At 63.5% G+C, this 25380-nt stretch carries 13 protein-coding genes; 7 read left to right on the plus strand and 6 right to left on the minus strand.

Features of this window, described 5'->3' with window-relative positions:
* Positions 1–61: 61 nt before the first annotated feature.
* The 6 genes from Q7P63_15690 (at position 62) to Q7P63_15715 (ending at position 8050) form a co-directional block, all read left to right on the plus strand.
* A complete protein-coding gene (locus Q7P63_15690; protein MDP0501536.1) occupies positions 62–2548 on the plus strand; it encodes a PIG-L family deacetylase in 2487 nt (828 codons plus the stop codon).
* 96 nt (positions 2549–2644) lie between these two features.
* On the plus strand, positions 2645–4330 hold the full coding sequence (locus tag Q7P63_15695) for a sodium:solute symporter (GenBank protein ID MDP0501537.1): 1686 nt from the start codon (positions 2645–2647) through the stop codon (positions 4328–4330).
* The gene (locus Q7P63_15700; protein MDP0501538.1) at positions 4331–5104 is read left to right on the plus strand and encodes a hypothetical protein; all 774 of its coding nucleotides are present in this window, start codon (positions 4331–4333) and stop codon (positions 5102–5104) included. It begins immediately after the preceding gene.
* Positions 5101–5805 (plus strand): PIG-L family deacetylase, encoded by a 705-nt coding sequence (locus Q7P63_15705; GenBank protein MDP0501539.1) that lies wholly within the window; start codon positions 5101–5103, stop codon positions 5803–5805. Before Q7P63_15700 ends, Q7P63_15705 begins: the two co-directional genes overlap by 4 nt.
* A 9-nt stretch (positions 5806–5814) precedes the next feature.
* The gene (gene bshA / locus Q7P63_15710; protein MDP0501540.1) at positions 5815–6957 is read left to right on the plus strand and encodes an N-acetyl-alpha-D-glucosaminyl L-malate synthase BshA; all 1143 of its coding nucleotides are present in this window, start codon (positions 5815–5817) and stop codon (positions 6955–6957) included.
* Between the two features lie 19 nt (positions 6958–6976).
* Entirely contained in the window at positions 6977–8050 is a 1074-nt protein-coding gene (locus Q7P63_15715) for a TlpA disulfide reductase family protein (protein MDP0501541.1), read from the plus strand.
* A 1-nt stretch (position 8051) separates the two neighbouring features.
* On the opposite strand, the gene Q7P63_15720 is transcribed toward Q7P63_15715, so the two are convergent.
* The 6 genes from Q7P63_15720 to Q7P63_15745 form a co-directional block, all read right to left on the minus strand.
* Complete coding sequence (locus Q7P63_15720) at positions 8052–10127, minus strand: glycoside hydrolase 43 family protein (GenBank protein ID MDP0501542.1); 2076 nt, start codon at positions 10125–10127, stop codon at positions 8052–8054.
* A gap of 38 nt (positions 10128–10165) precedes the next feature.
* Complete coding sequence (locus Q7P63_15725) at positions 10166–13813, minus strand: glycosyl hydrolase 115 family protein (GenBank protein ID MDP0501543.1); 3648 nt, start codon at positions 13811–13813, stop codon at positions 10166–10168.
* 109 nt (positions 13814–13922) lie between these two features.
* Complete coding sequence (locus Q7P63_15730) at positions 13923–14549, minus strand: response regulator transcription factor (protein ID MDP0501544.1); 627 nt, start codon at positions 14547–14549, stop codon at positions 13923–13925.
* Complete coding sequence (locus tag Q7P63_15735; protein ID MDP0501545.1) at positions 14512–17529, minus strand: sensor histidine kinase; 3018 nt, start codon at positions 17527–17529, stop codon at positions 14512–14514. Before Q7P63_15735 ends, Q7P63_15730 begins: the two co-directional genes overlap by 38 nt.
* 182 nt (positions 17530–17711) lie before the next feature.
* The gene (locus Q7P63_15740) at positions 17712–19379 is read right to left on the minus strand and encodes a glycoside hydrolase family 43 protein (protein ID MDP0501546.1); all 1668 of its coding nucleotides are present in this window, start codon (positions 19377–19379) and stop codon (positions 17712–17714) included.
* Between the two features lie 29 nt (positions 19380–19408).
* Complete coding sequence (locus Q7P63_15745; GenBank protein MDP0501547.1) at positions 19409–20551, minus strand: endo-1,4-beta-xylanase; 1143 nt, start codon at positions 20549–20551, stop codon at positions 19409–19411.
* A 704-nt stretch (positions 20552–21255) separates the two neighbouring features.
* On the opposite strand from Q7P63_15745, the gene Q7P63_15750 reads away from it, so the two are divergent.
* The gene (locus Q7P63_15750) at positions 21256–24831 is read left to right on the plus strand and encodes a TonB-dependent receptor plug domain-containing protein (protein MDP0501548.1); all 3576 of its coding nucleotides are present in this window, start codon (positions 21256–21258) and stop codon (positions 24829–24831) included.
* Positions 24832–25380 lie beyond the last annotated feature (549 nt).

Consider the following 25380-nt stretch of genomic DNA (forward strand, 5'->3'; position numbering starts at 1 on the left):
TGAAAGCGTCCCGCCCTTTTTGTTTTAAAACGTCCTGCCCCGCGAGGGGTTCCGTCAATTTATGATGTCCCGCCTCCGCGCCCTTATCTGCATGCTTTTGGGAGCCGTCTCCGCCTACGGACTCACGCCGCCGCCGAGCGGTCAACTGGAACTCGACCTGCGCAAATTGGGCCGCCTGACCAGCGTGCTCTACGTCGCCGCCCACCCGGACGACGAAAATACGCGCCTGATTGCCTACCTGGCCAACGAAGACCTGGCGTTGACGACCTACGTGTCGTTGACCCGAGGCGACGGGGGCCAGAACCTGTTGGGCTCCGACCTCGGGGAACGTCTGGGGCTCGCCCGCACGCAGGAGTTGCTGGCAGCGCGGCAGATTGACGGGGGCGAACAGCGTTTTTCGCGCGCGGTCGACTTCGGTTTCTCCAAGACGCCAGAAGAAACGCTGGAGATCTGGGGCCGCGAAGCGGTGCTGGGCGATCTGGTATGGGTGATCCGCAGCCTGCAGCCCGACGTGATCATCACGCGTTTTGGCCCCGAGCCGGGCACGACTCACGGGCACCATACGGCCTCCACCTGGCTGGCGCAGGAGGCCTTTACCGCCGCGGCCGATCCACAGCGATTCCCCGAGCAACTGGCCCACGTCGAGCCTTGGCAGGCCAAGCGGCTGCTCTGGAACACGTCGAGCTTCTTCTATGCGGGGCGCGACGAGGTGAATTTTGACCACCTGCTGTCGGTCGATACAGGGGCCTACAATCCTTTGCTGGGCGCTTCGTATGCCGAAGTGGCCGCTCTGAGCCGCAGCGCGCACAAGACGCAAGGCTTTGGCGCCACGCCCACCTTGGGTGAGGCCAAGGAGTATTTCCAGCACCTGGCCGGCAGTGAGGCCCAGCGCGACTTGTTTGAGGGCGTCGATACCACTTGGGCGCGCGTAGCGGGCAGTGGCAAGGTGGCGGAGGCGATTGAGGACGCCATCGCGGATTTCAACCCCAAGGAGCCGTGGGCGATCGTGCCGGAGCTGTTGCAGGCACGGGCGGCAATGGCGAAATTGCCCGCAAGCTTTTGGCGCGACCGCAAGCGCATGGAGATCGACTACGTGATCGCTGGTTGCCTCGGGCTCGACCTGGAGAGCGTCAGCCAAAACGCGTCCGCCATTCCCGGCGAGGTTGCTTACCTGACGCTCAACGCGATCCAGCGTTCGCCGCATGCGGTGGAGGTGCAGTTTATCGGTCCGGTAGGCGAAACCCTTTCCGAGACCTTGCCGCTGGAGCCCAACCGCTTGCAGTCGGCCAAGGCGAGCCTCGTGCTGCCGAAGGACGCCGCGATCACGCAGCCCTACTGGCTGGCGGAGGCGCGCGAGCAGCAGGGGCTGTTTACGGTGAGCGATGCCACCTTGATCGGCCAGCCGGAGAACGGCCCGGCACTGCCGGTGGCAGCCATCGTGAAGGTGGAGGGGCAGACGCTCCGCTTTGCCCTCCCGAGCACGACCAAGCACAACGACCCGGTGCGCGGGGAGGTGAAGGAGCCGTTTGTCATCACGCCGCCCGCAATGATCAACCTGGCACAAGACATCCAGATTTTTGGTGCGCCGGAGCCGCGCTCCATCTCCGCCCGGCTGACCTTGGCCGATCCGAACGCCACCGGCATCGTGCGCTTCAAGGCGGGCAACGGCTGGCAAGTCGAGCCGGCCAGCATTGCCTTTGAGGGCGCCAGACGCAGCGAAATCCCGCTGACCGTAGAGCTGATCCCGCCCGCCAAAGCCGGTGAAGCAATCCTGCAGGCGGAGGTAGAAGTCGCCGGGCGCACCTACACGCGGGGCTTTGAGCAGCTACGCTACGAGCACATCCCCGTGCAGACCCTCTTCCCCGAGGCCAAGGCGCGGCTGGTGTTGCTGGACGTGCGCAAGGCAGGCGAGCGCGTGGGCTTTATCCCCGGCGCGGGCGACTTGATCCCGGAGGCGCTGGTGCGACTGGGTTATCAAGTCGATACGCTGACCGAAGCCGACCTGCGCCCGCACAACCTCGCCCGCTACGACGCGATCGTGCTTGGCATCCGCGCGGTCAACACGGTCGACCGCATCGGCTATTACCTGCCCGCGCTCTTTGAGTATGCGAAGCAAGGGGGCGTGGTGGTGATGCAATACAACACCAACCGCAGCCTGCAGACGGAGGACTTCGCGCCCTACCCGCTCACGCTTTCCCGCGACCGCGTGACGGACGAGACGGCGGAAATGACCGTGCTCGCGCCGAGCCACCCGGTGCTGAACTTCCCCAACCGGATCGGTCCGGCCGACTTCGAGGGCTGGGTGCAGGAGCGCGGCCTCTATTTTGCCTCAAACTGGGACGACGCCTACACCCCGATTTTTTCCGCTCACGACGCGGGCGAACCGCCTCGCGAAGGCAGCTTGCTGATCGCCCCGGTCGGTGAAGGTTGGTTTGCGTATAGCGGGCTCTCGTGGTTCCGCCAACTGCCGGCCGGAGTGCCCGGTGCCTACCGTATTTTTGCCAACCTCGTTTCCCTCGGTCACGCGCATGACGACGCCGCACATTGATGAACCGCGCCTCTCCTGGCGCACGATTTACGGGCTCGTCCTCGGTTGGCTGATCGTGCTGATCGTGGGCATGAAACTCTTTGGCGTTTACTTCGCATGACCTCGCTCGACTGGTTGGTGCTCGCCCTCGTGGTGCTGGGGATCGTGGGCTATGGCATGTGGACGGCTCGCCGCAATCAGGGCCTCAGTGGCTACCTGAAGGGCGGCGACCTGAAATGGGGCACGATCGGCCTCTCCGTCATGGCGACGCAGGCCTCGGCCATCACGTTTCTTTCCACGCCCGGTCAGGGCTACGAGAGCGGGCTGGGCTTTGTGCAAAACTACCTCGGGCTACCCATCGCGCTGGTGATCATCTCGGCGGTGTTCATCCCGATCTATTACCGGCTCAACGTCACCACGGCCTACGAATACCTCGGGCAGCGTTTCGATGAAAAGACGCGCTTGCTGGGTGCCGCGTTGTTCCTGATCCAGCGCGGCTTTGCGGCGGGTATCACGATTTACGCCCCGGCGATCATCGTCTCGACCATCTTCGGCTGGTCTCTCGGCACGACTATCCTGACGACGGGCGCACTGGTGATCCTCTACACCGTAACCGGGGGCACCCGCACGGTCAGCCTCACGCAAAAATACCAGATGCTGGTGATCCTCTTCGGCATGGTCGTGGCGTTTGGCTATGTGGTGGCGGGGCTGCCGGACGACGTCTCCTTCACCGACGCGCTGCACCTCGCCGGGATTCAGGACCGCCTGCAGGCCGTCAGCCTGTCGTTCGACCCCAGCGAGCGCTACACCCTCTGGACGGGGCTCGTCGGCGGCACCTTCCTCGCGCTCTCCTATTTCGGCACCGACCAATCGCAGGTGCAGCGTTACCTCGCCGGCAGCTCCCCTAGCGCGAGCCGCCTGGGCCTGATGTTCAACGCGGTGCTGAAGATCCCGATGCAGTTCGGCATCTTGCTACTGGGCTCGCTGCTCTTCGTCTACTACCAGTTCCAGGAGCCGCCGATCTTCTTCAACCAGGCAGCGGTAGAGCAAGTGGCGGAGGCCGACCGCGCGCCCCTGGAGGCCAATTTCCGCGAACTGGTGGACGCCCGTCAGCCCTTGTTGCGGCAGGCCTTGGCCGAGCAGGCCGCGACGGGTGCCGTGAGTGTGGGTACGCGCACTGCCATCGCCGACGTGAATACCGAGATCGAGGCGCAGCGCGATGGTTTCCGCGAGGCTCTGCGTGAGGCCAACCCCGACGCGGACACGGAGGACGCTGATTACATTTTCATCGGCTTTGTGCTGCAAAACCTGCCGGCGGGCCTCGTGGGGTTGCTGGTGGCGGTGATCTTCCTCGCCGCGATGTCTTCGACCGCCTCGGAGCTGAATGCACTGGCTGCCACCGGCATGGTCGACTTTTACAAGCACTTGATCCGCAAGGATGCGAGCGAACAACACTACGTTTGGGTGTCGAAGACCCTCACGCTCTGCTGGGGTGTGCTCAGCGTCAGCTTTGCGATGACGTTGACGCTGTTCGACAACCTGATCGAGGCGGTCAACATCATCGGCTCGCTCTTCTACGGGGCCATTCTCGGCCTGTTTCTGATCGCGTTTTTCCTGAAGCGGGTCGGTGGGCACGCCGCGTTTTTGGCGGGAATATTGGCCGAAGTGGTTGTTCTCAGCCTCTACTGGTCGTCGCTCGAAATCGGCTACCTGTGGTTCAACCTGATCGGCTGCGTACTGACGATCGTCTTCGCGCTGGCCCTGCAACCTCTGATGCCTCAACGCAAACCCCAGACCGCCTAGATGCCCTCCACCGAACCGGTTATTTGTTTCGGGCAGCAACCGTGCGGGTTTCTGCCCCGGCGCTTCCTTTGGGCCAAGATCGTGACGGCCAAGCGACTGCAGCGGGAAATCGGCGGGCGCATCGTGTTCTTTTACCACGACAGCGACCACGACCCGCGTGAGACGCAGACCATCCTGACCGATCTGAAGACAGGTGAGGAGCAGAAGCTGAACTTCACCTTCGCCAATCGCCTGCAGAAGAAATACGCGCCCCTCTACGCCAAGCAGGTCGACCGCCAGTGGCAGGCGCAAATGGCCCGGCAGTTGCCCAAATACCTGCCGGAGCCGCAGGTGGAGGTCTTCGCCGCGATCCAGGCAGGTAACGTTGCGGATTTCTGCCTCGAAATGTATCGCACCCTCAACTTGCTCGACGGCGTGGAAGTGGTGCGGTCCAGCGATCGCGCGTTTCGGGAAACGGCGTGTGCGGTGGAGGACTACTTTGTCGACGTGCCGCACGAGGGGGAAATCGTCCGTGCCCGCCTGGGTGAAAACGGCGCCCTGCGACTGCACAAGGGCGGCAACGCCTTTGAAGACCTGCCGGCACAGGATTACGGCAAGGCCCAGATCAGCCCCACCCGCGACACGCGCCTGCGCTGGATGCAGTCGGTGATCCGCTGTACCCACTACATCGCGGGTGCGGGCGAGATGAACTACCTCGACACCAGCGAAGCCCCGGAAATCGCCTTCGTTTCGCGCGACCCCATCGACAACTCCAGCGCTGCCTACATCCCATGAGCCTCACCTACTCCATCCTCGCCCTCGGCGCCCATCCCGACGACCTCGAATTTGGCTGCGGCGCGGTGTTGTTGAAAGAGCGCACCCGTGGCACCCGCCTGACGCTCGCCATTTCTTCGCGCGGTGAAGCGGGCACTGCCGGCACGCCGGAAGAGCGCGAGGACGAAGCCCGAGCCGCCTCCCAGATGCTGGGCGTACCGGATGGCCCCGTATTTCTGGATTTCGGTGGCGATGGGCAGCAACGCGAGACGCCGGAAAATGCGCTGCAGCTGGCCAGGCTGATCCGCCGGATCCAGCCCGACCTCGTGCTCGCCCCGCTGCCCTGCGAAAACCAGCACCCAGACCACACCGTGGTAGGGCGACTGGCGCGGACGGCTTGCCGGCAGGCGCGCTATGGCGGGCTGCTCCGCGATCTGCCGCGCCACTCGGTGCAAGGGCTGTGGTTTTACTCGATCACCCACGAGAGCCCGCTGGACGGGGCCGTGCTGGTCGATATCTCCGCGCAGGTCGAGGACTGGAAGCGTCTGATGCATTGCCACCAGACGCAGGTGCAAAGCCGCGCCTACGTCGACCTCCAGCTCTCTCGCGCCCGCCAATGGGGCTTGCGGGCCGGCTGTGAGCACGCCCTCGCCCTCTGGCCCAACGACCCGCCTCGCCTGGATTACCTGACCGACCTGCCTTACAGCGCCCGCAGTTTCTAACCCTTTTACATGAGCGACTTCCTCCGCATCGGCATCGTCTGCTACCCCTCTATCGGCGGGAGCGGCATCTTGGCTACCCACCTCGGCAAGCTCCTGGCCGACGCCGGGCACGAACTGCACTTCATCAGCTATGAGCGCCCGGTAAAGCTCGACCTGCCGTCGCCGAACCTGCACTTCCACGAAGTCACCGTCAGCGAATACGCGCTGTTTCGCTATCCCGACTACACGCTGCCGCTGTCGGTCAAGATCGCGGAGCTGAGCGAAGCTTATGATCTGGACGTCTTGCACGTGCACTACGCGGTGCCCCACGCCACTGCGGCCCTGCTGGCCCGCCAGATGCGCCCCGGCCACAAGCGCCCGGTGATCGTCACCACACTGCACGGCACCGACACCACGCTGATGGGCCGCGACCCGCATTATCGCCCGATCATCAAATACAGCATGGAAAGCTCCGACGGCGTCACGACGGTCTCGCACGCGCTCAAGGCCCAGACGCTGGAAAACTTCGGCCTCGAGCACCCGATCGAAGTGATCCACAACTTTTACGATCCCAAGCCCCCGCAAGTCTCGCGCGAGCAGATGCGGCGCGAGCTGGGTGTGGCGGACGACGAGGTGTTGTTGCTCCACATGTCGAACCTGCGGCCGGTCAAGCGCTTCCCGGACATCCTGGAAGCCCTCTCGCTGATGCAGACGCAGCCCAAGGTGAAGCTGCTGGTAATGGCCGGGACCGACTTCTCGCCCTTCCGCGCGCAGGCGGAAAAGCTGGGCGTGGCCGACCGTATTATCGTGCGCGAGGCGGTCTGGGAGGTCAGCGACTACATCGAGGCGAGCGACATCGGCCTCTATGCCTCCGAACAGGAGAGCTTTGGCCTGAGCATCCTCGAATCGCTGAGCTACGGGCGTCCGGTGGTGGCGACCCGCACCGGCGGCATCCCCGAGGTGGTGCGCGAGGGCGAGACGGGCCTGCTGGTGCCGGTGGGCGATACGGCAGCCATGGCTCGTGCCGTTGATCGGTTGGTGCAGAACCCCGAGCTGCGTCAGCTGATGGGAACGATGGCCCGCGACGATGCTTTTGTGCGCTTTTCCGGCCCGCCCGTGCGCGACCGTTACCTCGAGCTTTACCGTCGCCTCTTGCGTGAGGCGGGCGCATAACCTTAACTTGAAGCCCAAGATGTCCCCCCTTCGCTTCGCCCTCACCGCCAGTTGTCTCGCCGCCTCCAGCCTGTCCGCCTGGACGCTGCAGGGCTCCGGCACAGCCTTTACCAACGTCGATCAACTTACCCTTACACGCGGGGGCGAGACACTCGCCACAATCCCGGTGGAGGATGGCCGATTCGCGTATGAAAGCGATGCGGGCAGCGGCTATTTTGGGCTGAGCTGGGGCGATCAGAGTCTGGAGCTGGCGCTGCTCGCCGATCAAAGCGTGCGCATCGAAGCCGCCGACCTCGCAGCGGGCCTGCACATCACCGGCTCGCCCGACACGCACTTGCTGCAGGCCTATCACGACTTTCGCCGCGCCTCGCTTGCCCGCCTGGTCTACCCCGTGCGTGCAGCCGCCAAAGCGGCCCGCGAGGCTGGCCACACTGAGGAGGTGGAGCGCCAGACCGAGCTGGAGGTGTCGGCCTACGCGGCTCACCGCCGCGAATTGGTCGACTTCACGCTCGCAGCACTGAAGGGCTCCCCCGCCCTCGCCACGGCGGCCTTGCGCTGGGGCGGAGACTACCGCCTGGAGGAGCTGGCCGCCGCCGTCGATACGACTGCGGAGGCGTTCCCGGAAGCGCCTTTCGCCGCCGAGCTACAGCAAAAGGTGGCAGCCTTGCAGCGCGTGGCCATCGGCGCGGAGGCACCTGCCGTCGAAGGAGCATCGCCGGAGGGCGAAACGGTGCGACTGGCCGACTACCGGGGCAAGTGGGTGCTGCTCGATTTCTGGGCCTCCTGGTGCCCGCCCTGCCGCGTGGAAAACGCGCACTACCGCGAGCTTTACGCGCAATATGCCGAGCAGGGCTTCGAGATCGTCGCCGTTTCGCTGGATCAAGCCGAGCGGGGCTGGAAGCGAGCGATCCAGCAAGACCAGGCCGGCTGGGTCCATCTTTCCGACCTGCAAGGGCTCAAAAGCCCGCTGGCCACGGCCTATTCTGTAACGGCGTTGCCCGCGAGCTTCCTGATCGACCCGCAAGGCAAGATTGTCGCCACCGACCTGCGCGGACCGGCCCTCGCCCAAAGGCTGGCAGAAGTCTTCGAGTAGACTACTCGGAGCCAGCCGCCGCCCAGCGGAAGACGGTGCCGTCGCGGCGATCAGGCACAGTGCCGGGCCAATCGGCGCCGTAGGGTTCACCTGTGCCCGAGTGGGTGCCGACGTAGCGGTGGGTGTGGAGCGACAACAGCATGCACTCTCCGCGCAGCATGTCTTGCCACATGAAGAGGCTGCCAGCGCTCTCCTTGGCCATCAGGCGCACATCGGAGGACAGCCCCTCGCCCACCACGGTGAGGAAACCGCCTTCCAGCGCCTCCAACGCCACCTTGCCTTGCCCGCGATCATGCACCCGGAATTGCACGCGCGCACCCGAGGCCTGTTCAGTGCCGGGCCGCGCGCGATGGAGCATGCCATGCGGGCTGGCCCAAAGCAGCGAATCGTCGGCCAGGTTAGCGAGCGTGATCACTTGACCCAGCGGCACGTTTTGCGAGCGGTCGGCCATTGGTTCGTCGACCTCGAAGCGGCGGAAGTCCGCATACCCGCCCTCCCGGCCTTCGGTATTGAAGGCAAAGAGCGCGTGGCGGGTGCCCTGAAAGGTCTTGAGCTGGTAAGGCAGACGGATATCGTCACCCAGTTGCACGAACTCACCGCCCTCTTCTCGATAGCTGAGCTGTGCCACGTCGTGGTCGTAATCCCCGGTGGTGCGCAGCGTAAACTGGGGAGAGGAAACCGAGCGCTCCAACGTCTGATTGCTCAGTTGGTCGTACCAACGCAGGACAAGGCCGTCGCTGGTGCGGGCAAGGCCGATCCAGGCATACGGGATGTTGAGCAAGGCCAGCCCGGCCACGTCGCCGGGTTGCAGGCCCGAGGCGTCGAGCTCGACCGTTGCGGTGGAGACGGGGCCGATCACACGCTGGGTCAGACTGTTGCGTGCCCAGAGGAAGTGGTCGGCGGGCATCGTATGCAGCCGCAGCGCGCCGGGCTGCTCGGTCAGCGACCACTTGGCGTCGACCGGGTTGTGATTCCACTGCCAGACGGGCAGCAGCTCTGGCCCGTCAAAGTCATCGCTGCGTTGGTAAGGTGCGGTGGGTTCGACCACCGCTTCGACCGCTGGTTTGGTCCACGTGCGCGGCGAGCGACCGAGGTTGCCGGGCAGCCCGAAGAACGGCCAGCCGTCTTTCCAGGTGACGGGCGAGAGGAAAGTCGTGCGGCCGATGGAGCGGAAATCCATCATGGAGAAGCCCCACCAGTCGCCATTGGGGAGGTCGACAATCCCGCCTTGGTGGAGCGGCACGGCGGCCTGAAAGTTGCCCGGTGGAGGGTCGAGCTGGAAATCGAAGCCGGGTCCTGGCACCCCACGCCCGAGGCCGGAATTGCCGACCCACCAGCCGCGCTGGGTGCCCATGGTTTCGCGCGCGCTGATCACGATGGTCTCGTAAGGGCCCTCGGGCCGGTCGGCACGGGCGCACTGCATCCGGCCCACGGGGGCGTAGTTGGCGCTGATGATGTAGTATTTGCCGTCGATCTTGTAGAAGTGGTGGCCCTCGCCCATCGCGTTGCCCCGTGGAATGATGACGCGCTCGCTGCCCTCGACGAAGCCGCTGAAATCGGGCTTGATTTCGATCATCCGGACTTCGTCGTAGCTATACACGGCGTAGATCTTGCCATCGTCATCGAAGAGCACGGAAAGGTCGTGGATGCCGCCCCCCATGTTTTTGTGCTCCCAGGGGCCAGCAGGATCTTCGGAAATAAAGACCTGCATCCCATGCCGGTTTACGTTGGAGAAGATGTAGAATTTGCCGTCGTGGTAGCGGATGCAAGGCGCCCAGATGCCCTGCCCGTAGGCTTCCTTCCCGTCCTTCAGGTTGAACTCCGGCCCCAGCTCCAGCCGGTCGGTGGCATAGCTGAGGAACTGCCAGTTGACGAGGTCCTTCGAGTGCAGTACGACGACGCCCGGCATGGCGTGCATGGTAGTGCCCGCGAGGTAAAAATCGTCTCCCACCCGGATCAGGTCGGGGTCGGAAAACTCGTCGTAGAAGAGCGGGTTGGTGAAGGTGCCGTTGCCGTTGTCGGCGGTCCATGAAGTCGCGGCCTGCACCAGCAGAGGCGCGGCATACGTGGTCGCCATGAGGGCAATGAGTGGGAGTTTCATGGGGTAGCAGGAGGTTAGCGTTGGATGGCGGAGGGGTCTCCAGTGGGGGCAGGCGCGTGGTCCTCGGCAGCACGTGGGCCGAGCAGTTCGGCCAGCAGCGGCACTAGGTTGCGCGCCCAAATTTCGTAGCCCTGCAGCGAAAGGTGGAGCCGGTCCACTGTCACGCCCTCGTAAAGCTGACCGTCCGCATCGGCGAGCTGATCGTTGATATTGAGGAAACGCACCCGTTCGCCATCGGCCAGGAGCGCAAGCTGTCGGTTGGCTTCGGCGATCACGGCGTTGCTGTGCGGGCTGTCGTTGCGTGGGAAGATGGCGGTAAGGATAATCGTAGCGTCGGGCACCTTGGCCTGAATCGTCTCGATCAAGGCCGCGACCCCCTCGGCCACGTCGGCGGCGCGCTCAGGCTTTTCCCCATTGCCGATATTGTTTGTGCCGGCGAGGAGCACGACCACCTTCGGTCTCAGGCCGTCGAGTTCTCCATTCTGGATGCGCCAGAGCATGTGGTGGGTGCTGTCCCCACCCCAGCCGAAATTGGCGGCGTTCCAGCCGTGAAACTGCTCGCGCCAGTGGGTGAGAAACTCCGGGTAATCGGTCGCACCCCAACGGCGGGTAATCGAGTCGCCGAGGAAGTAGAGGTCGATCTGGCCTTGCTGGGCCTTCTCCAGCAACTGCTGGTGCGCGATGCGGCCATTCTCATTCCAAGGCTCGTAGGCGACGTGCGGCGCGGCGTGCACCGGCTCCGGCACTGGGCCGAAGTAGCTGGGGCGGACCTCCCCGGTGTGCACGACGAGCTTTTGCAGCACGATGCCGGGATCGACCATCCAGACCTTGAGCGTATGCACGCCAGCGGCGGGCACGTTGAGCATCGTGGAGGTGGTGACGGCGTTGTTGCGCACCCAGTCGTGCCAGCCGCGGATGGCGGGGGCCGACTTGTCGGGGCGCGTGGTCGGGTCTTCGTAGCGAGTTCCCTCAAAGAGGTCCACGATCTGGGCCGGTTGGTCGTTGAGCGACACCGCCAGACGGACGCCTCTGCCGGGCAGCACGCCGAGCGCGACGCCCGTGATCAAATCGAGCGGCACCTCGCCTGCCTGCGGGAAGAGCACACGGTATTCGAGACGGGGCGCGTCGTGCGGCGGCAGGATGCTCTGGGCAGTAGTGGGGAAGATACTCAGGCCGGAGGGGCCGCGCCCGTAATCGGGGATGCGCTCCCAACGGGCACTGGGCGCCGGCACGTTGGCCATCGCCTGCTCGGCATGGATCGCGACCGGGCCGGTCAGACTGCCGAAGAAGGGACGGGCGGCGAGGTGGTTTTCCTTTGAGCGCAAGGTATCGACCTGCACCCGGACACGCTGCTGACCCGACTGCACCGTCACGTAGGCCTGAGCTTCACCGACGGGGGCCTTCGTCCAGTCGATGTCGACCCACACGCGCTGATCCTGCGCAAGGTCGCCGGAGGTGGTGCTGAGCCTGACCCAAGGCTCGCTGGCCGTAGCCTGGAAAGATAGGGTCTTTTCGCCCTGACGGAAGACGTCGATCCAGCGGCGTTGTTGGCCGATGGAATCGAAGCCCGGCAGCGTGAGTGCCTTGGCCTCCTGCGGCCAAGCGGCTTCGGAGCCTTCGATTGCGACGCCGAGCAGGGCCTTGCCCGAAAGCTTGGGCTCGACCACTTCAGGCATGATGTTTGTCTTCGGGTCCGACCAGGTGGTGTAGCCGATGCGGGTTTGCGCCATCATGTGGTTCCACTTGCCATCGGCCACAGCGTGGTAAGCCTCGGTCAGCTCCGCGTCTTGCGCGAACAGCTCGCGGGCCAGTTTGGCTTCGGCGAGCGTGCTCGCACGGCCTTGTTTTGCGTATAGCTGGTTGCGCCCCGCCGCCAGATAGAGGCGCGCGACGGTGGCGGAGGCGACGACCGGATACTGCACCAGCTGGAAGTAGGCATCGCGCTGTTCGGCCGGGATTTGTGCCCCCACCCGCTCGGCTTCCGCCACGAGATCTTGCCAAGCGGCATCCACGCGCTGGGCCTCGCGGTAGTTGACGAAGCTGAAGGTGTCGGGCTCCAGCAGCTCCGGCTTGCGCCAGGCGTTGTACTTGGCGTATTTGGCCACGAGGTCGGCAATGGCAGCCTCGTGCTCCGGGCCAAACTCGCGCTCGGCCCAGCGGCGGGTCCAGGCGTCGATCCGCTCCTTCGGAAGCGCCTCGGGATCCCATGCCAGCCGCAGGAAAAACTCGATTGGCAGCTCCATCGGCTTGAGGTCGCCCACGTTGACGATCCAGACGCGGTCGGCGCCGTAGTCGGCTGCCATCGTCATTTGCTCCCAGATTTTGGGCTGCGGGCTGACATTCATCCACTTGTAGGAGCGCGGCGAGCCTACGTAATCGAAATGGTAGTAGATGCCCGCGCCACCCGAGCGCTTGCGTTCTTCGGCGGTCGGCAGGCGGCGGTTGTTGCCCCAGTTGTCGTCGCACCAGAGCAGCGTGATGTCGTCGGGCACGCGCATGCCCTCGGCATAGTAGTCGGCCACCTCCTTGTAGAGGGCCCAGATTTGCGGCACCTCCTCCGGTTTCTTGCCCAGCACGTCGGCAATGATGGCGCGCTGGTCGTCGACGACTTTCTCCAGCAAGGCGATGTTGGCGGCCATGTCGTCGTCACCTGCCATCGGCTCATCGCCGTCGCCGCGCATGCCCACCGTAATCAGCGTTTCATAGTCGCGGTTGCGCTCGATACCTGCGCGGAAGAAACGCTGGAGGCCCTCTTCGTTGGTGGCGTAATTCCACTCGCCGTTGCCCATCTTCTGGCGGTGCATCGTCCAATCGTGGTGGGCGCGCATCATCGGCTCGTGGTGCGAGGTGCCGATTACGATACCGTATTCATCGGCGAGGCGGGCACTCTCGGGGTCGGCCTCGTAGAGCGACTTGCCCCACATGGCGGGCCAGAGGTAGTTGGCGCGCAGGCGCAACAACAGCTCGTACATATGGACGTACATCTTGGAATTGATGCCGCCGAACTGCTCACGCGCCCACGGGCCGAAGGCGGGCTCTTCGTCGTTGATAAAAATGCCGCGATACTTGACCACCGGGGGGCCTTGCACGTGCGCACCTGCAGCGATGAAAAGCTCCGGCTGGCGAGCAGGCGGCACGTCGGCCCACCAATACCAGGGTGATACGCCGATTTGCTCCGACACCTCGTAGATGCCGTAGATCGTACCCCGTTTGTCCGAGCCAGCGATCACGAGCGCCTGCTCCACGCCCGGCATCGGGTCATCCACCGTCGCGATGAGAAACGATTCCCATTGCCCCGCGATGGGCTGGGTGTCGATCTTGCCCGCACGGGCAAGGCTGTCGATCAAGGTGCTGTGGCCGAGCGTGCCGATGAGCACTGCGGGCTGGCCGCGCGGCGTCTCCTGGGTGCGTAGCTCAGGGCGGCGGTCGGTCACGCGTTCGATGTCGGCCTGAAGATCGCCTGCGGCTCGAATGACACCGGCGTGATCGTTGGCGTCGACATACAGGGTGGCGGCCTGCTCCCCCGCCACCAGAGGGAATGCACCGTCGGTGGGGCCATCGGCGACGAGGTCGACCGGCAATCCCAGACTGGGGCGAGCAAAGGCCGCAGCCGTGAAGCCGAGCAGTAAAAAGAGAAAGGCGGGGCGGGCTCTTAGTCTCATCTTAAGGAGGTGTGAGGGGTTGAACAACGGGCAAGGCATGGGTATAAGGAGGCTGAGGGTGGCCCGAGGGGCGTCACCGGAGAGGAGGAGGTGGAATCGTGCGGCGAGGCTATTCCAGCACGATGATGCCGCGCCGCACCGCCGCCAAAATGGCCTGCGTGCGGTCGGCGACGTGGAGCTTGGATAGGATGTTGGTGAGGTGCACCTTTACGGTGCCTTCGACAAGGTGGAGCTGAGAGGCGATGTCTTTGTTGCTCATACCCTTGGCGACGAGCATCAGCACCTCCAGTTCGCGTTTCGAAAGTTGGGAAATGGCCCGGCGGCTGACCCGGCTCGCGATCTCTGCCGGCATGTATTGCTCACCGTTGGCGACGCGGCGGATACCCTCCAGCAGGCTCTCCAGCGGCATGTCTTTGACGACAAAGCCGGAGGCCCCGGCGTCGAAGGCCTGCAGAACCTCGTCGCCACTCGCGTAGTTGCTGAAGACGAGCACGCGGGCACCGGGGAACTCGTCGCGCAAGTGCTTGATCGTCTCCAGGCCACCCGTCTTGGGCATGCGCAAATCGAGCACCACGACATCGGGCGAACAACGGCGGTAAGCTTCCATGGCTTCCTCGCCATTCTCGGCCTCGGCCACCACTTCGAGGTCTGGCTCGCCATGGGCGGCGGTGGCCAGCCCCATGCGGAGCACGATGTGGTCATCGACGAGCAGGATTCTGATCTTGCGAGTAGTCATCGGTAAACTGGGCTCTCCTTTCCTGGCTGGGGGCGATGGGCAGCTCGATTCGCACGGTGGTGCCCTGCCCCCGGCGGCTGACGAAGTTGAGGCGACCGTCGATCTTGGCGACGCGCGCACGCATCCCGCGCAGGCCGAAATGGCCGGGGCCTTCCGCCAGCGCTTCGTCGGTCGAAAAGCCGGTGCCATAGTCGCGCACTTCCAGCACCACGCGCTCGGGCTCGTAGACGAGGCTGACGTCGATACGGTCGGTATGGCTGTGGCGCATGGCGTTGGTGATGGCCTCCTGCGCGATGCGGAGCAGGTGGTGCTGCTTACTGGGCTCGAGCACGATCGCGCGGCCTGCAGTCGAGACTTCCACCGCCGGGCTGCCCGAAGTTACCATTTGGGCCATGGTGCGAAGTGCGCCCGCGAGATCGGCGTCTTCGAGGAAGGGCGATTCGAGGTCCCAAATCGCCTGCTGCACTTCCTCGCGCGTAAACGAGACCATCTTGCGCGCCATGGTGAGGCGCGAGCGCACCTCGGGTTGCAACTCGGCCAGCTTCAGCGTGGCATCGAGCTGCAGGATGAGGCCGGTAAGCCCTTGCTGCACGCTGTCGTGCATCTCTTCGGCCAAGCGGTTGCGTTCGGCCAGCGTGGCGGAGAGGCGGACTTCATCGGTCAGGCGCGCCATCGTCTCTTTCAGCTTTTCGGTGCGCTCGTGGACGAGCTTCTCCAGCATGGCGTGTTTGCGGCTGGCCTGGCGGACCACGTAGGCGCGGAAGAGCCCGACCGCCGTCAGGAGCAGTAGCCCGTAGATCGGGTAAATTACAGGCTGGCGAAACCAGGGAGGCTCCACCCGAAACGCCACCACGGCCGGTCGACCGATTGGGCTGCCACCGTCGAGCAGCTGCGCCTCGACCTCGTAATCGCCTTCCCAAAGGTTGGGCAGCGCGAGCAACGAATCGGTGCTCAGCATCGTCCATTCGGTGGAGCCACGGCGGATGTGGAAGCGGTAGGAGAGCGCCTGCAGCGTTGGGTAGCCACCGGCGAAAAAGCGGAAAACGAGGTGATTGCGGTCATAGGGCACAGCCTCGGGCAGACGGTCGGCGAGCCCGGCCGAGTAGAGATCGTCGCCCGTACGGCCATCGGTGACGGACACGAGTTGCGGCGACACCTCCAGGTGGTGCGAGGCGGGCATCTCGCGGTCGAGCCGGTAAAAGGAGGACTCGGTCGAGACCCATATCTGGTCGTCGCCCACGAGGTGGAGGACAGGATAGCGGTCGGGGAAGCGACCGGCAAAAGGGCTCTCCCAGTGGCCCAGATCCATGCCCTCGCGCACCAGGATCCCGTTTTCGTGTGCGCCCCACCAGTAGCCTTCGGCGTCTTGCGCGATGCGCTTGATCGGGTATGGAGCCTCGCTCAGTTTCCGGTCCAGCTCGGGGGCGTCGATAAAGCGCTCGGTAGCCTCGTCGTAATAGCGGCGCTCGTTATCGGGGCCGCTGAGCACGACGGTGTCGCCGATACTGCCGAGGTTGACCCAGGTCGGTTCGCCCCAGTCGTCCAGATCGAACACTTCGCTACGCAGCTGGCCATCGCGATAGCTGATGCGGGCGGCGAGGTTGAGCCCCAACTCGATCCAGGCCGAGTGCCCGACCGAATGCACTACCCAAGGGAAGCCGACACCGGGGACACGGGGGGCACACTCGGTCCATTGGCTGCCATTCCAGCGGAGAATGGCCAGCTCTGCCATGCCGATGACGTAACACAGGCCGTCCTCGGTCATGACGAGGCGGGAGGCATCCAGGTCGCCCAAAACCTGCTGGAAACCGTTTTCCATGCGTGCGTAAACACCCGTGGCATTGCCCACCAGCATCTGCTCACCTGAGCCATCCACGCCCCAGGCCCCGCCGGTCGGGGCGTGCGCCACCTGCTCAAAGCGGTAAGACAGCCCGTCGTCGGCCAGCGTCAGGTCATAGAGCCGCCCATGTGAGGCGATGACGGTGTTGCCGCGCCACTGGATGACTTGCGGCCATTCGACGATGACGCCCGAACGCTGGTCGATGACTGAGATGCCTGTGCGGTAGAGGACCTTTTGCACCGAGACTTCCGTCGTCAGCCAAAGCACGCCTTCCTCGTTGGCTGCGATGTCGAAGACACGCTGGTATTCGGCGGTGGTCAGCGAACAGAGCAGGTTACCCTCGGGCGAGAAGACAAACACCCCCTCGCCATCGACCGCCATGGCCACGCCCCCCTCTGGCAGGGGTGCCAGGCAAGAGACGGAGCCTTTGGTCCGGGTACCCAGGGGGCTGTGCCAGAGGCTGATGCCAGCGGCGTCGAGCCGCATCAAGGTATCGCCGGTGGTGGAAAACAGCATCGTCTCTGGGCTGACCCTCGCCACCTCGTCGACCACCAGACCGGATGCAACCACCTCCGTGCTGCCAGCGTCGAGATCGAGCCGCAAGAGACCGTCGGCAAAGGTGGAAACGTAGATGGCCGAGCCGAGTTGAAAGACCCGGGTCAGCTCCGGCAGCTCGATGAAGTCGCGGCGGCCCGTCGTTTCATCTTCGTAGACGATGCCGTTGTAGCCTGCGAAGAGCACGCCTTGCTCCAAGACCAGGACTTGCTTGAAGTTGGTACTGCGGACCCAGTAAGGGAACGCGTCGGGCCGCAGGGAGTGGAAGGTGAGGTGCCCGTCGGGCTGCAGCTCTGCCCTGCCCCAGCCTCCCAGCGTGCCGTAATACGAGCGGTTGCCCTCCTGCCACACGAGGTCGAGCAGGTGCGGCGAGCTGACGTTGGGGTGCTCGGCGGCGACTTGCAGCCACGTATTGTCGTTGAGCACAGCGTAGCTGGAGCCGCTGAGCACGCCGATCCGCCCCAAATGATCGAACGACAGTCGGGCCCCGCGCGATGCCCCGATCTCGTTCAGCGAATAGGAGCGGACGAAGGGTAGCCCTACCATCTTCTCCGTCGGCATCGGAGCGGCGGCGAGGGTGCACATCCCGAGTAGCCCCCAGCCCAGAGCCAGCCGGTGGAGCAAGCAGCCGGAGACTCTGCGGAGTAACAGAAGGGGCAGGATTTGCGGGAGTAGCAAGGGGGTAGATGGGGTGAAGGGGAGACTATTGCAGCGGGAAGCGGCGGTAAACGAATTTTGTATCCGTAAACGCACTTCCCACGTGCAAGCTATTCGGTGCGGGTATGAGGGCCGACGGTCGCACCGACAAAGCCGCCCGCCGCAGCGGTGGTGATCATGCGGGCGTCGAGGTCGGTCGCCAACGGCATCCAGTGGGCGCCATCGAGCGAAAAATCAAAGGCGCAGCGTGCCTTTTCCGCCCGCACCCGCAGGGCCACTTGGCTGGCATCCGGCAACTCGAAGGTGCGCACGATCTGCTTCTTGCCTTCGCGCACTTGTTCGAGGAAAAGCTGAACCTGTTGCCCGTCGCGCTTGACGCCGAGGTAATAATGAAAGCCCTCGTTCTGGAAGAGGACAAGGCCAGCCGATACGCCCGACTCGACGGGCACCTGGGCCAACGTGGCAGCCTCGAAATCGTGGTGCTGCACCCGCCGGGCAAGATAGCTGGGGTTACCGCGCTCGCTGAGGACGTCGGCGCGAGGCGTGAGCTGCAGCTTCCCTTCGAAGCCCGAATCGACGTGCCACCAGATTTCGCTGGGCGTGCGCAACATGATCCAGGCCGAAGCCAGCTCGGGTTGGTCGAACTCGTCGCGCCAGGTAAAGTTGCCCGCCAGTGGCAGCTCGACCGTGGGCTTGACGACCGCTCCGCCCGGCGAAGCATGCGTCAAGGGCACGCGCTGGTCCATCGGCAGAATCGTCGGCCAGCCGTCTTCCGTCCACTCGACCGGCAGCAGAAAAGTCTCGCGGCCCATCGGCGAAGCATGTCCATCGTAGGGCCGCACGCCGAGGAAAGTGGCCCACCAGTTGCCATCGGGGCCGATTTCGAGGTCGGCATGGCCCACGCAGGTGACGGCGCCGGGCACGTCGTCGGGCAAATGGCGCTGCGTCATGATCGGGTTGTTTTCCCACGCGACATAGGGGCCCGTCACGTTGCGGCTGCGGAAGATGACTTGCGAGTGGCCCGGCCCGGTGCCTCCTTCGGCGCAGGAGAGGTAATACCAGCCCTCGCGTTTGTAGATGTGCGGCCCCTCGATCCAGATAGGCTTGGTCGAGATGTCGACGCCGCCGTTGACCAATACCTTGCTCTCGCCCTTGATCTGCATCGTTTCGAGGTCGAGTTCGCGGATACGGATGGCGCGGTGGCCGTCATAGAGCGGCTTCCCCTCCGGATCGTCGTTGTTTACGATCCATACGCGGCCGTCGTCGTCGAAGAACAGCGAGGGGTCGATGCCGGAGAAGCGCAGGCGGTGCGGATCCGACCACGGGCCGGCGGGATCTTTGGCCGTAATGACGAAGTTGCCGTCTCCGTCGACCATCGTGCAAATGAGGTAAAACGTGTCGTCGTGGTGCGTGATGGCGGGCGCGAAAATGCCGCGCGAAACGCCGAGCCCTTGGTAACGAAGCTGGTCGGGCCGGTCGATGGCGTGCCCGATCTGCTCCCAGTTGACGAGGTCTTTGCTGTGGAAGATCGGCAGGCCGGGGTAGTAGGCAAAGGTCGAGTTGGTGAGGTAATAGTCGTCCCCCACCCGGCAGATGCTGGGGTCGGGATAAAAACCGGTCAGGATCGGGTTGGCGTAGTGGCCGGCGGGGAGCGGTTCGGCGCGAGTCCGGTCGAGGCCGGAGTATTCGAACCAGTCGAAGCTTACGGGCGCAGCGGCCAAAGCGGTCGCGGCCACGCCAGCGAGGGCCAACAGGAGGGTAGAAGAAGTTTTGGGCATGATAAAGGGGGTGGTAGGGGCAAACGGAGTCAGTTGACCGGCTCTACCTTAAGCTCGGTCGCACCGACGGCGGGAAGCGTCTCTTGACCGGCTTGGCGGACAAGCTCGTAGGCGGGCTTGGGGTGCAAGGCGCGGTCGAACAAGAGGGGGTAGTTGGTGCGCCCTGGGATCGGGAAGTTATTGAGCCAGCTTTCGCCGTCGCCGAGGCCCCAGAGGGTGACGCGGGTGATCGACTGGCGGTGCTGCAGGAAGACAGCAAACAGCTCGGCATAACGATCTGCAAGTTGTTGCTGCACTTCGTCGGGCAAGCCTTGCGTGTAGGGGTTGAACGCCGCGCCCCCCTCCTCGCGATGGGCGATATCGGCCATGCCGGGCCGGTTGCGCGAGGGCAGGACATCGACGTCGAGCTCGGTGATCATGACCTTGAGCCCGAGCGAAGCGAAGTCTCGGATCGACCGGTCGACCTCTTCGAGCTTGGGCCAGTGAAGGTGGTAATGGCCTTGCATCCCCACCCCGTCGACCGGTATGCCGCGCTCGATCAGCCCGCGCAGCATCGTGAGGGTACGCGCGCGTTTGCCGGGCTCCACGAGGCTGTAGTCGTTGTAATACAGCTCGGCCGCAGGGTCGGCTTCGCGGGCGAAGCGGAAGGCGTAGTCGAGGTAATCGTCGCCGATAATGCGGCGCCAGGGGGTGTCGCGCAGGCCGCTCTTATCGTCGTCGATCGCTTCGTTGACGACGTCCCAGCCCTTGATCCGACCCCGGTAGCGGCCCACTACGGTCTGGATGTGCTCGCGCATGCGCTCCAGCAGCTCTTCACGCGTCAGTTCATTGCCCTTGGCGTCCGTAAAGACCCAGTCGGGCGTCTGGCTGTGCCACACCAGCGTGTGCCCAATCACCTCCATGCCGTGCGCCTCGGCAAAGGCGAGGTAGGCGTCGGCCGCGGCAAAGTTGTAGCGGCCCGGCGCGGGGTGGATGTGCTGCCACTTCATGTCGTTCTCCGCCGTCAGCGCAGCGAATTCCCGAGCGGCGAGGCGAGCGGCGGAAGATTCCGCCTGCTCGATGGTCCGGCCGTTGAGGGCGACGCCGATCAGAAAATCGTCGGCAAAGGCCTCGCGCAAAGTGCCGCCCTGCTCAGGGCGGGCAGCCAGCGAAAGAGCACAGGAGGCCAGCATCAGCGATGGACGTAAGAAGTTAAATACGGGCAAGAGATACATGTTCGTAAATCTCAAATACACACTCGTCGTTGGTGCGAGGTGCAGAGTCATGGGGGATGCGGGAGAAAACGGGGTATTCTCGCAATGCGCAGAATGCGATAAGATTAAGGACACAGAAGAAGGTTAAAATCAAGCCGTCATTGGTCCTGCCTCTTCTATAACCTAGGTTATAGATTCAATATGCCGAAAATATGACCTAGGTCATAGCAAAGACTAAACCAATGTCTCGTTGAACGGACGGCAGCTTTAGCCTTATCCTCATCGCAGCTAAGACGGCCTGATTTCGCCCGTGAATCCGTCCAGATTCATAACCCTTCAATCGCCTGTATTTCAGGTGGATACCACAGCGCACAGGACAGTCTCAGCCTGCATCATCCGGCTCGCTCATGCTTCATACCCCAACGCATGTAGCGATACTGCACATCAACCCCAATCCTGCTCCAACCTGACCGCCGACCTGACTTTAGTTATAGCAAAGTTCTAACCATCGAACCCTTGCTACCTCCTCCACCTGCGTCCATCCCATAGACGTTGCCTCGCATTGGCGATTGTCTCAAACGCCTTGACCCTACCCAGGCAAGGCTCACCGCCAAATGCTAATCAACAAGGGTGCCTACCCATGCATCCTTCTTTACCCCACAAACACAAACTTCACTTACGTGATGCCCACTACCAAGTTCCCCACGCGTTACCTATTCGCTAGTACCATACTGCTATCATCGGCCCTGCTTGCTCCATCTTCTGCCTTTGCGCAGACCAGCACCAGTTCGGATGCCGATCCCGAGGAAGTCTTCGAGCTTTCCCCGTTTGAAGTTCAGGCTGAATCCTCCGTCGGTTATACGGCCACCCAGACCCTCGCCGGCTCCCGCATCAATACTCGCCTCGAAGACGTCGGCTCGGCCATCTCGGTCGTTACCGCCGAGTTCATGCAGGATACGGGCGCGACAGACAACAAATCGCTGCTCGCCTACACCACCAATACCGAAGTCGCCGGCCCGCAAGGCAACTTCACCGGCGCCAGCGGCGGGCAAGTAGAGTCGGAAGCCTACCGCCTCACCAATCCCAACTCCACCACCCGTGTGCGTGGCCTGACCGCCGCCGACAATACCCGTAACTTCTTCGGCAGCTCCATCCCGTGGGATGGTTATGCGGTCGACCGGATCGACGTGCAGCGGGGCCCCAATTCGATCCTCTTCGGCCTCGGCAGCCCCGCAGGTATCATCAATGCGACGATGAAGACAGCGGTGCACGATGACTTTGGCAGCGTTGAGCTTCGCGTCGGCTCTTATGGCTCCAACCGCCAGAGCCTCGACGTCAACCGCAACCTGATCGACGACGAACTCTCCGTACGCTTCATCGTGCTGCGCAACGATGAACAATATCGGCAGGACCCGGCCTACAGCCTCGACAAGCGTATTTTTGGCACCGTGCGCTACGAACCGAAGTTCCTGCGTGGCGATGGGGCCAAGACCACCTTCAAGTCATACTTCGAAGGCGGCACCATCCGCAGTAACAACCCGCGCCGCATCACCCCGCTCGATCAGATTACCGGCTGGTGGGACCAGCTCGACCAGGCGACCTACGACCCCGCTTCGGCTCGCTACAGCGGTCAGTTTTACACCTACGACGCGCAGGGCAACGAGTCCTCCTATTACCCGCCCAACATGGGCCAGTTCAACAACACGCGCGATGGCGGCGTGGCCAACCCGACCTTCGAGCCCTGGCTGAACGATGTGGGCATGTATGGCGGCGTGTGGCTGCAATACAACAACGGCCAAAACCAGCCGTTCCTCGCTTCGATGCCGGAATTCAAGACGATTGGCGGCCGGAGCAGCACCGGGGAGGTCGACAACACGGTCGCGCTGCCTTTCTCGCGCCGGGTGCTCGTTTCGACGACTACGACCTGGGCCACCCGCGCCAACGCCGAATGGGCCAACAAGGGCCTCTGGAAGTCCGACACGCTCTCCGACCCGAGCGTCTTCGACTTTTACAACAACCTGATCGACGGCGACACCAAGCAGGAGTGGCAGAACTTCAACAACGTCAACTTCAGCCTCAACCAGACCTTCTGGGATCATCGCATCGGGATCGAAGCTGCCTACGACCGCCAGAAATACAGCAGCGGCTCGTCGCGCATCTCCCCCAGCGGCGCCCTGACGGTCGACATCAACACGACCAACCTCGACGGCACGCCCAATCAGAACCTGGGCCGCCCCTACATCTACGGCACGGGCACAGGCGGTCGAAGCGACATCACCAACGAATCGTGGCGCGTCAATGCCTACGGCTCCTACGACTTTTCGAAAGAGCATGAGGGCTGGCTGATGCGCCTGCTCGGGCGTCACATGATCAGCGGCCTCGTGAGCCAGGACGCCCGCACCAGCGACTCGCGCAACTTCATGGTCTACGGCACGCCCGATGAGTTCGGCAACCTCGTGGCGACGGGCACTGCCGCCACGTTCATCGACAGCAACGACCGGGTCGTCATCCCCACCATCTACCTCGGCGACTCCCTGCTCGGCGCCAACAGCTACCGGGGCGTGAACATCCCCCGCCCCGGCGGGATCGATGTGCCCCGCACGGTAGACTGGTATTACTTTGACGCCACCTGGAATGCAGGCCCTTCCGTCGCCTTCGATGCCGACTACTACAACTACTTCACGGGCCGCCTCAGCACCCAGTCTGAAAATCCGGACAATTATGTGGGCTGGCGCAGCCGGCAGGTGGAGATCCTGAATGCCTACGATGGAGATCAGGACGCCCTTACGACCAGCGCCAACCTCCAGAAGCGCGAAGTCAACTCCTACGCCGCCGTCTGGCAGGCGAACCTCTGGAACGACTCCATCGTCGGCATGTGGGGCATCCGCTACGACGAAGTCGATACCTACGGGAGAGATGCCTCTCGCGTGAACAACCGCGCGCAGTTCGACGGGCCCGACGGTCGCCTCTATACGCTCAATGGCATCAGCCCCATTGTCGATGATGCCTACTCTCCCAGCTGGAGCGTGGTGGCAAAGCTCAACAACCTGGTCGGCAACCGCCTGCCGATCGATGTAAACCTCGCTTACAACCGCTCGGAGAACTTCCAGGTCACCGGGCCCCGCAACGACATCCTCGGCAACGCCCTGGCCGCGCCTTCGGGTGAAACGGAAGACTACGGCATCGTGCTCGCCGACAAGAGCCGCCGCTTCATCTTCCGCATCAACCGCTTCGAGACCAAGGCGCTCAACGCCAACAACAGCGTGGGCTTCCCCACCTGGTTCTTCACCGGCACCGGCAACTTCATCATGCGCAATGAAGACCGCGTCGACGCCTACGAATACCAGCTCGGCGAGCTTGGCAACCCCGGCTCGGCCGGGCAGGACGGCTCCTGGGAGTGGCAGTATGCCCCACGCGTCGGCGAAACACAGGAGCAGGCCGATGCCGAGATGAATGCCGCCATCGCCGCCTGGCGCCAATACACGCAAGAGCCGCTCGTCCAGCAGATCATGCAGGCCTGGGGCTTCAACGACTTCGGCGTAACTCAGCTCACCACCATGAGCACCCCGGTCAACAACTTCACCGCGACGGAAGACCAGATCTCCAAGGGCTGGGAGTATGAGTTTACGGGTAACCCCACCCGCAACTGGCGCATCACCTTCAATGCCTCGGAGACCGAAGCCATCCGTTCCAACATCGGCGGGCAGCTGCTCTCCAATTTCGTGGAGCTGACCAACGAGTATCAAAATGGGCCGATGGGCCAGATCCGCCAATGGGGCGGCGGCGGTATCTCGTCCACCAGCCTCGTCAGCTGGAACTCCAACTTCTATTCGAGCTATGTGCTGATGAAGCAGATGGAAGGGCAACGCGCGACCGACCTGCGCCGCTGGCGCTTCAACCTCGTGACCAATTACGAGTTTGATGAGGGCCCGCTCGAAGGCATCAACATCGGCGCCGGCTACCGTTGGCAGGACAAGGTCGTGATCGGTTATCGTCCAGAACTGGCGGCAGACGGCCAGTCCGTCATCTTCGACCTCGACAGCCCCTACTACGGCCCGAGCGAAGACGCGATCGACCTCTGGATCGGCTACAAGCGCAAGCTGACCGACAAGATCGACTGGCGCATCCAGCTCAACGTGCGCAACGTCGGCCAGCACGAGGAGCTGATCCCGGTTGCGACCCAATGGGACGGCACTGTAGCCCAGTGGGCCATCGCCCCCCACGAAACGTGGACGCTCTCCACCACGTTCGAATTCTAGCACCACGCCGTGCGGCCAGCCCCCTCCATGGCTGCCCGCGCGCCTCACCACCTTCATGTTCCCTAGAACATATGGAGCAGGATCGATAACGATCCAGTATAATCAGGACTACTAGGACCGCACAGATTAGGGGACTACACTGGGAGAGCCTCGGGGATTGGACACCCCGAGGCTCTTTTCTGTATGGATCCATCGACCGTTTCCGCTTGCGTGAATCCAAATGGAAAGAAGTATGTCTGCAATGCAGACCATAAGATGCCTCCTGCTTCGATCACTCAGAAACCTGGTATTGTTGGGTGTAGCCTGCGGCAGTCCTTTCTTGGTCTGGGGCTGCTTTCACGTCTTTTATTGGTATGCTCTGGTCGATGTTTCCGACCAATGGTTTTCTCCAAAGTTCCATGGGAGCTGGGGCGACTCAGAACGATACGTGGTGCGCCAAATCATTGTAACCATCCCCACCTTGAACGGGTTCGGCGATGGGGAGTTTCATGTCTATACGCGCTACAGGGAGGGCTTCGATTATCGGGACATACCTGCAGCCAGGATTCA

This window comes from Verrucomicrobiota bacterium JB022 (genome assembly GCA_030673845.1).
Lineage (GTDB): Bacteria > Verrucomicrobiota > Verrucomicrobiia > Opitutales > Oceanipulchritudinaceae > WOUP01.

What these genes read in the sequence shown, in the direction of transcription:
- Q7P63_15690 (MDP0501536.1), top strand. Translation starts at nt 62, where the DNA reads ATGATGTCCCGCCTCCGCGCCCTTATCTGCATGCTTTTGGGAGCCGTC.
- Q7P63_15695 (MDP0501537.1), top strand. Translation starts at nt 2,645, where the DNA reads ATGACCTCGCTCGACTGGTTGGTGCTCGCCCTCGTGGTGCTGGGGATC.
- Q7P63_15700 (MDP0501538.1), top strand. Translation starts at nt 4,331, where the DNA reads ATGCCCTCCACCGAACCGGTTATTTGTTTCGGGCAGCAACCGTGCGGG.
- Q7P63_15705 (MDP0501539.1), top strand. Translation starts at nt 5,101, where the DNA reads ATGAGCCTCACCTACTCCATCCTCGCCCTCGGCGCCCATCCCGACGAC.
- bshA (MDP0501540.1), top strand. Translation starts at nt 5,815, where the DNA reads ATGAGCGACTTCCTCCGCATCGGCATCGTCTGCTACCCCTCTATCGGC.
- Q7P63_15715 (MDP0501541.1), top strand. Translation starts at nt 6,977, where the DNA reads ATGTCCCCCCTTCGCTTCGCCCTCACCGCCAGTTGTCTCGCCGCCTCC.
- Q7P63_15720 (MDP0501542.1), bottom strand. Translation starts at nt 10,127, where the DNA reads ATGGCGACCACGTATGCCGCGCCTCTGCTGGTGCAGGCCGCGACTTCA.
- Q7P63_15725 (MDP0501543.1), bottom strand. Translation starts at nt 13,813, where the DNA reads ATGAGACTAAGAGCCCGCCCCGCCTTTCTCTTTTTACTGCTCGGCTTC.
- Q7P63_15730 (MDP0501544.1), bottom strand. Translation starts at nt 14,549, where the DNA reads ATGACTACTCGCAAGATCAGAATCCTGCTCGTCGATGACCACATCGTG.
- Q7P63_15735 (MDP0501545.1), bottom strand. Translation starts at nt 17,529, where the DNA reads ATGTGCACCCTCGCCGCCGCTCCGATGCCGACGGAGAAGATGGTAGGG.
- Q7P63_15740 (MDP0501546.1), bottom strand. Translation starts at nt 19,379, where the DNA reads ATGCCCAAAACTTCTTCTACCCTCCTGTTGGCCCTCGCTGGCGTGGCC.
- Q7P63_15745 (MDP0501547.1), bottom strand. Translation starts at nt 20,551, where the DNA reads ATGCTGGCCTCCTGTGCTCTTTCGCTGGCTGCCCGCCCTGAGCAGGGC.
- Q7P63_15750 (MDP0501548.1), top strand. Translation starts at nt 21,256, where the DNA reads ATGCCCACTACCAAGTTCCCCACGCGTTACCTATTCGCTAGTACCATA.